The sequence below is a fragment of the uncultured Campylobacter sp. genome, assembly GCF_938045205.1.
Taxonomy (GTDB): Bacteria; Campylobacterota; Campylobacteria; order Campylobacterales; family Campylobacteraceae; genus Campylobacter_B.
Genome location: NZ_CALIMY010000169.1, coordinates 1 through 6,205, shown reverse-complemented (window position 1 = coordinate 6,205; position 6,205 = coordinate 1). Strand labels below are relative to the sequence as shown.

At 48.4% G+C, this 6,205-nt stretch carries 6 protein-coding genes; 3 read left to right on the top strand and 3 right to left on the bottom strand.

What is annotated here, in order from left to right:
* Positions 1-73: 73 nt before the first annotated feature.
* Positions 74-751, bottom strand: a complete 678-nt coding sequence (locus tag Q0198_RS10710) for a CsgG/HfaB family protein (protein WP_297898004.1) — start codon at positions 749-751, stop codon at positions 74-76.
* Between the two features lie 98 nt (positions 752-849).
* Between Q0198_RS10710 and Q0198_RS10705 the strand changes: the two genes are divergently transcribed.
* The 3 genes from Q0198_RS10705 to Q0198_RS10695 all read left to right on the top strand — a co-directional run bounded on the left by Q0198_RS10705 (position 850) and on the right by Q0198_RS10695 (position 4,370).
* Positions 850-1,530, top strand: a complete 681-nt coding sequence (locus Q0198_RS10705) for a response regulator transcription factor (RefSeq protein ID WP_297898002.1) — start codon at positions 850-852, stop codon at positions 1,528-1,530.
* Positions 1,527-2,579: a HAMP domain-containing sensor histidine kinase gene (locus tag Q0198_RS10700; RefSeq protein ID WP_297898000.1), complete on the top strand. Its 1,053-nt coding sequence runs from the start codon at positions 1,527-1,529 to the stop codon at positions 2,577-2,579. Before Q0198_RS10705 ends, Q0198_RS10700 begins: the two co-directional genes overlap by 4 nt.
* A gap of 1,170 nt (positions 2,580-3,749) precedes the next feature.
* Positions 3,750-4,370: a hypothetical protein gene (locus tag Q0198_RS10695; protein ID WP_297897997.1), complete on the top strand. Its 621-nt coding sequence runs from the start codon at positions 3,750-3,752 to the stop codon at positions 4,368-4,370.
* A gap of 61 nt (positions 4,371-4,431) precedes the next feature.
* Here Q0198_RS10695 and Q0198_RS10690 read toward each other — a convergent pair whose 3' ends face one another.
* Together Q0198_RS10690 and Q0198_RS10685 are read right to left on the bottom strand one after the other, a co-directional pair.
* Positions 4,432-5,172, bottom strand: a complete 741-nt coding sequence (locus Q0198_RS10690) for a sulfite exporter TauE/SafE family protein (RefSeq protein ID WP_297897995.1) — start codon at positions 5,170-5,172, stop codon at positions 4,432-4,434.
* Between the two features lie 118 nt (positions 5,173-5,290).
* Positions 5,291-5,974 carry a hypothetical protein gene (locus Q0198_RS10685; protein WP_297897993.1) on the bottom strand — a complete coding sequence of 228 codons (684 nt, stop codon included), beginning with the start codon at positions 5,972-5,974 and terminating at the stop codon, positions 5,291-5,293.
* Positions 5,975-6,205 lie beyond the last annotated feature (231 nt).

The window sequence follows — 6,205 nt, the reverse complement described above, 5'->3', positions numbered from 1 at the left end:
ACATTTGATGCTGTCTTCTCCCCTGTACCGCAGCAGCAAGAGCAAGAACACTGCTCGCTTTCAAATTTAATCCTTATCTTAGTTTAAACGCGCCGTTTTCAAGGCCGTTTACGAGATTATTGACCGCTTCGATGATCGCTAGGCTTAACACCTTGCCGTTTAGCGTCGAATCATAGCCCGCAGTGCCGCCGAAACCTAGCACTTCGCGGTTTGATAGCTCGTATTCGCCCGCGCCCTGAGTCGAAAAGACCACCTCGGACGTTTTGACGTCCACGACGTTTAAATTTACTTTAGAATACGCGGTTTGGGTCTTTCCCTTGCCTAAAATTCCAAACAACTGATGATCTCCGGTCGTCTTGCGGCCAAACTCAGTCACGTCGCCGGTGATAACGTATCTGGCGCCTTTTAGATTTTGTGCGCTTTTAGAGATTGCGCTTTCCTCTTTGATGGCGCGCATATTCGTGCGATCAAGCACCGAGAAGCGTCCCGTTTGCTGTAAATTCGAGATTAAAATCGTCTGCGCTTGGTTGCCCAGTCTATCCTCACCGTCGGAGAACACGCCGTTGTTGTAAGAGGACTGATTGTTAAAGCGTCCTACCGATACGGCGATCCGCTCGCCAGAGTAGTTGGTATTTAGACTCGCTACCGTAGGGGTTTGCACTACGCGAGAGCTCTCTTTCGCGCATCCGCTAAATAGCGCCAGCACCGAAGCTGCAATAACAGCAGCCGATATGGTTTTTTTGAAATTCATTCTTTACTCCTTGAAAAAATTTACGTATAATATCTCATTGTTTCTTAAAATTTTATGTATAAATTTAAGCACATAAATTTAGCAAAACGGGAGCGATTATGCTTAATATTTTACTCGTCGAAGACGACGAGGCTTTGAGCTCGGCGATAAGGGAAAAGCTGCTTGATGAGGGCTTTAGCGTGAGCTGCGCCTTCGATGGCAAGCAGGCTGCAGAGGCGCTGGATGAGGCGCACTTCGATCTGATCATCTCGGACGTGATGATGCCTAAGATGGACGGCTTTGAGCTTAGCAGATACGTTAGGCGCGACGGCAAGAGCCAGCCGATACTGATTATAACGGCAAAAAGCGAGATCGAGGATATGCAGACGGGCTTTAAAAGCGGCGCGGACGATTATATGAGCAAGCCGATAAATTTAAAAGAGCTCGTACTGCGCGTGCATGCGCTGCTAAGACGCGCAAAGATCGCAAACGAAAAGCGGCTACTCATCGGCGGAAGCGAGCTTGACTACGATACGCTTAGCGTCCGTGCGGCGGGCGAGCGGATAAGCCTAGCGCCGAAGGAATTTCGTCTTTTGTTTTTGCTGCTAAGCTATGCGGGCAGAATTTTTACAAGGTTTGAGATAATGAGCGAAATTTGGGGTTACGAAACGGACAGCGACGAGCGCGTCGTAGATACGCACATCAAAAAGCTACTGGCAAAATTTGAAAACTCCAAGGATTTTGAGATAATCACCGTGCGCGGGCTCGGATATAAAGCCGTAAAAAAGGAGCGAGCATGAAAAAATACCTCATCAGCCTCAAAAGCTTCATCGCGTTTTACTCTTCGCTCGCATTCGGCGTGATAAATTTCATCGTCTGCTTCGCGGTTTGCATGCTTTTTTACATAGGCATCGGCGGCAAGATCGGCGGGTTTTGGGACGGAGTGGCGCTGTGCGCGATCATCTGTCTAATCACGATGGCGCTAAATTTCACCCTGCTTTACTTCGGGCTTAAAATTTTATTCCGCCCGATCAAGCGGTTACTAGACGCGATTACCGCGATCGCAAACGGCGATTTTGAGGCGCGCGCCGAGCGCAAGATACACAGGTACCGCACCGATTACGTCTATATGCACGAGCTCGACGAGCTTGTAGTAAACGTCAATAAAATGGCGCAGAAGCTGCAAAAGCACGAGCAGCTACAAAAGGAGTTCGTCTCAAATGTCTCGCACGAGATGAAAACGCCGATCTCCTCGATCGCCGCGTTAAGCGAGATGATAGAGGGCGGCGTGAGCGAGGAGCGCGCGGTGCGATACGCAGCCTCGATCGGCGCAGAAGCAAACCGCCTAAGCAAGCTTTGCACCGATATGCTAAAGCTAACGAGACTTGATAGCGGTGCGGCGATCCGCCTAGATGAGACGGTACGTATCGACGAGCAGCTGCGGCAATGCATCATATCGCTGAGCCAAAGCTACGAAGGACACGAGTTTGAGCTAAATTTATCGCCGCTTAGCGTGCGATCAAACGCGGGGCTGCTAAATCAAATTTGGAGAAATTTAATCGAAAACGCGCTTAAGTACTCGCGCCCGAACGGTAAAATTTTCGTCCGTTGTCGCGCTTGCGATAGCTTTGCGCAGGTGAGCATCAAAGACGAGGGCATCGGTATCGCGCGCGAGAAGCTGGATAAAATTTTTGACCGATTTTATCAGTGCGAAGAATCGCACAAACAGCTAGGCAGCGGGCTTGGGCTTAGCATCGTACGCAGAGCGCTCGATATTTTAGGCGGGCAGATCGAATACGAAAGCGAACCCGGCGTCGGAACCGAGGCGCGCGTTAAAATTCAGCTTTAAATTTCAGATCAAGACGGTGCGGATGAGCTGCGTCTTGCAATTCGTAGCTCGTCGTAAAATTTCGCCCCACAGGCGCAAGTCGCACCGATGCAAGCTTTGACGATACGGGCCCTGACGGCGCAAGCTACGCCAATACAAGCCTTAACGACGTAAAAAAGCGCAGGCGTGTCGCGCGCCGCATTCACATAAAATTCTGCTTTAAATTTTATATCGATTTGCCGCGGACGCCTCGCGCGCCGCGATGAGGTCGGTATTTTGCTTTAAATTTAGCGCGCGCTGCGACTTTGCCGCCCTTTACGACTTTGCCGCGCATTACGGCGGGCGGCAGGCTCGCTTAAATTTGCCGCGCCTTAACACAGGTAGCTGAATTTTGCCTGAAATCTACCGCTCGCTCGCACTTTACGACAGGTGGCAAAATTTTTGCCGTAAATTTTAAAAGACACATTAAGAACACAATCACCTTATATAATCCCGCTCATAGATCGATCGGGCTCTTAGCAGCCCAGGTCGGCAGATAATAAAATTAAAAACAAAGGAGAAGCGATGAGTAAGGCCGTACTTCACTCGGTGCTAGCGATAGAAGCCATTTTATGGGGGCTTTTGTCGGCCGTGATTATAGGTGCGTAAATTTTACGCTTTGAGCTAGGCGATCTGCCGAAATAATTTATAAAATTTACGAAATTTGCGCCCCGCTTCGCATCTGCCGAAAAAGGGGCGCACCTGCGCTAACTATCTAAACTAAAATTTTAATCCGCTCGCCACGCACGCAAACCTCACTACGTACAAATCCATACCGCAGGCTAGCCGGCCGCACACAAACCTCGCTGTGCGCAAACACATCGCCGCGAATAAAGCAGCCGCGCAACTAAAAATCGAATAAAATTTTAAATACTACTAGCGGACGAACGAGCCTATTTCGCCCTATTTCGTCCGCGCCTTTTGCAATATGTGCTCGCTCGCAAAACAGCTTGCGATAGGAAAATGATTTGAACGGTGCGGATTTTAAAATACGCGACCCTCTCTCAATCGCGCAAATTTACGCCTTTGCCGCTAAGCGATTTTTAAAAGCTCTCAAGCTAAAATTTATCCCGATTTAAGATCAAATTTAAACCAAACGGCGAAAATTTCACGAGAGACGCCGCAAATGGCGAAATCTCAAAGGAGCCTAACGTGAAAAGATTGATAGATTTCCTGAGACGCATTTATGCGGACCTGCTTGCAGGCAGGGCGCTACTACATCCGATCCTGCTTGCGGCTATATTTTTAGCGGCGAAATTCGGCGCGCTATATGCCATAGATGAAAAAATTTTAGGAAGCGGCTATGATTTGGGGATATTTGGAGAATTCGCTTATTACATATTTTTTGATTTTGTCGCAGGTGCCTATTTTATAGCTCTTTGCGCGCATATAATCTACGCTTCGCCTAAAGTCAAATCGCTTAAAATTTTACGTAAAATTTTACTCGCGGCAATCTTGGCGTCTTGCGCGCTGGGTTATTTTGCTTCGGACGTAAACTACCAAAAGCTAGGCGTCCTTGAAGCCTTTTTAATTGCCTCGCTAATTTGCATTTGCATCTATTTGGTCGCAACCGAAATATCAAATGACCACTCAAACGCGGTATTTTGGGGTTTTGCTTATGTTCTTAACTACATAGGTGCCTTATTTCTAATATTTCATGCGCAAGCCGCCGAAGTCGTAGCCGCCATTTTAATAATCCTTTGTCCGCTTGCGTGGACGTTTTATTTCAAATACGAATTTCAAAAATCGCTTGCGCAAACGGACGGAGTTTAAATTTTAAAATTTAAAGCACTCTTTAGGCCGAATTTAGGCGTGGCAGGCAAAACGAATATCGCTAGTTTAAGGCGATAAATTTTTTAATCGTCACGCAAAGTATCGTGACGATAAGCGCGATCATCCAGCGCTTTTGAGCTTTTTTGCCGATCTTGTGCGAGGTTTTGACGCCCGCGTAAACGCCCGCTAGCGAGCCGATGCCGAGCAACGCGCCGATCTTGTAGTACACGAGTCCGTGCGCGGAAAGGCTCAGAAAGCCCGCACTTGAGGAAAATATCACGAAAAATAGCCCCGTGCTGACGGCCTTTTTGATGTCGTAGTTTAAAAAGCTGATCAAAATAGGCATTACGAATACCGCGCCGCCGATACCCACGCTGATCGCCACGGCGCCGACGAACAGCCCCACGATAAAGAGCAAAATTTTAGATTCGTTGGCCTCTCCGGTGGGCTCGGTCGGGGTTTTGAAGAGTTTGATTAAATTTATGATCTGCACCAAAATGAGCGTGCCCAGAAGGAATTTTGAGGAAAAATAGCTTACGATAAAGCCGCTACTAAGCGCGCCGCAAAAGCCTCCGAGCCCCAGCACCAGCGCCGGCGCGACATCGAGCATTTTGCTTTTAAAATTTACGAACGAGCCGAAGATCGAGCTAAAGATCATCTGCATGATGCTGATGCCGATGGCGTACTTGACATCGTAGCCGAAGAGCATCATCACGGGCACCACGACCGTGCCGCCGCCGATGCCGAAAAATCCGCTGATAAAGCCTACGCAGGCGCCGATTAAAATATATTCAAAAAACATCCGTATTCCTTATTTCAGCCCCTTTGGTCTCTCTAAATTCCGCTTTTTTCGACTCGTAATTAAAATTTACCGCTTGCAAGCGTTTAAATTTAGGCGCGAAATTTAGTAAATTTAAAGCTTAGAGCCGCTTTGCTCCGCGCATCCATTCGCAGTAATGCTCGCGCGAAATTTTTATATTTTCATATCGTAAGGTGTCCGCGCGAAAGCATTTTAGGCTCAGTTCATTACCCTCAAAGCCCGCAAAATCAGCCTGCTCGTAGATGTCGTAACCGCCCTGTATGCAGTCTAAAACGTCTACATATCTCTGCTCTTCACTCATCGGCTCGGCAAAGCTCACCAAATGCACGCCGTTTGGAGCCGCCCAGTAGCAGCCGCTAACGGCCAGCACGTCCCAACCCCGCAGATAGTGCACGCCGTCCCAAATGAAGCTCTCCTTGCCGTCTAGCCAGGCGTCCGGCACGAAGCGCATGATCTGCGCTGAGGCTAGATCAAGCACGCTGTAGCCGTATAAGTCCTGGCGAAAAACGAGGTAAAATTTGCCGTCTGCGTGGTGGATCAGGCTAAAAAATTCTGCCCGATCGTCTATACAGCGCCAGCTTTTTATCTGCGTTTTGTGAGTATCAAACAGCGTGTATTCGCCGCCGCTAAAGCTTGTCGCGCCGAGCCTATATGCGTCCTTTACGATCTCATATCCGCCGCTTAAATTTATCGTTTGGCGCTGAGTAAAATTTTGCCTCTTAAAAAGAGCTTCCGCCTGCTTGATGCGCGCTTGGTACTGCGCGGAATTTACGGCGTTTGGCATCGTGCGCTCCTTAAAATTTCATGCAAGCGGGTTAAATTTTGTGCTGCCGCCAACAGCTCTCGCTTCTTGAATTTCATGCGAACCGAATAAACTTAGCCTCGCAGGCGGCAAAATTTGACCTCTAGACGGCAAGCTCAATCATTTGGCGGCAACCGATAACCGCTAAGCGTAGCCTATGAGCGCTATGTACCAGTGCCTAAATTTTAAATCTTGCTTTGCGAATTTTTTAAA

What these genes read in the sequence shown, in the direction of transcription:
- Q0198_RS10710 (WP_297898004.1), bottom strand. Translation starts at nt 751, where the DNA reads ATGAATTTCAAAAAAACCATATCGGCTGCTGTTATTGCAGCTTCGGTG.
- Q0198_RS10705 (WP_297898002.1), top strand. Translation starts at nt 850, where the DNA reads ATGCTTAATATTTTACTCGTCGAAGACGACGAGGCTTTGAGCTCGGCG.
- Q0198_RS10700 (WP_297898000.1), top strand. Translation starts at nt 1,527, where the DNA reads ATGAAAAAATACCTCATCAGCCTCAAAAGCTTCATCGCGTTTTACTCT.
- Q0198_RS10690 (WP_297897995.1), bottom strand. Translation starts at nt 5,172, where the DNA reads ATGTTTTTTGAATATATTTTAATCGGCGCCTGCGTAGGCTTTATCAGC.
- Q0198_RS10685 (WP_297897993.1), bottom strand. Translation starts at nt 5,974, where the DNA reads ATGCCAAACGCCGTAAATTCCGCGCAGTACCAAGCGCGCATCAAGCAG.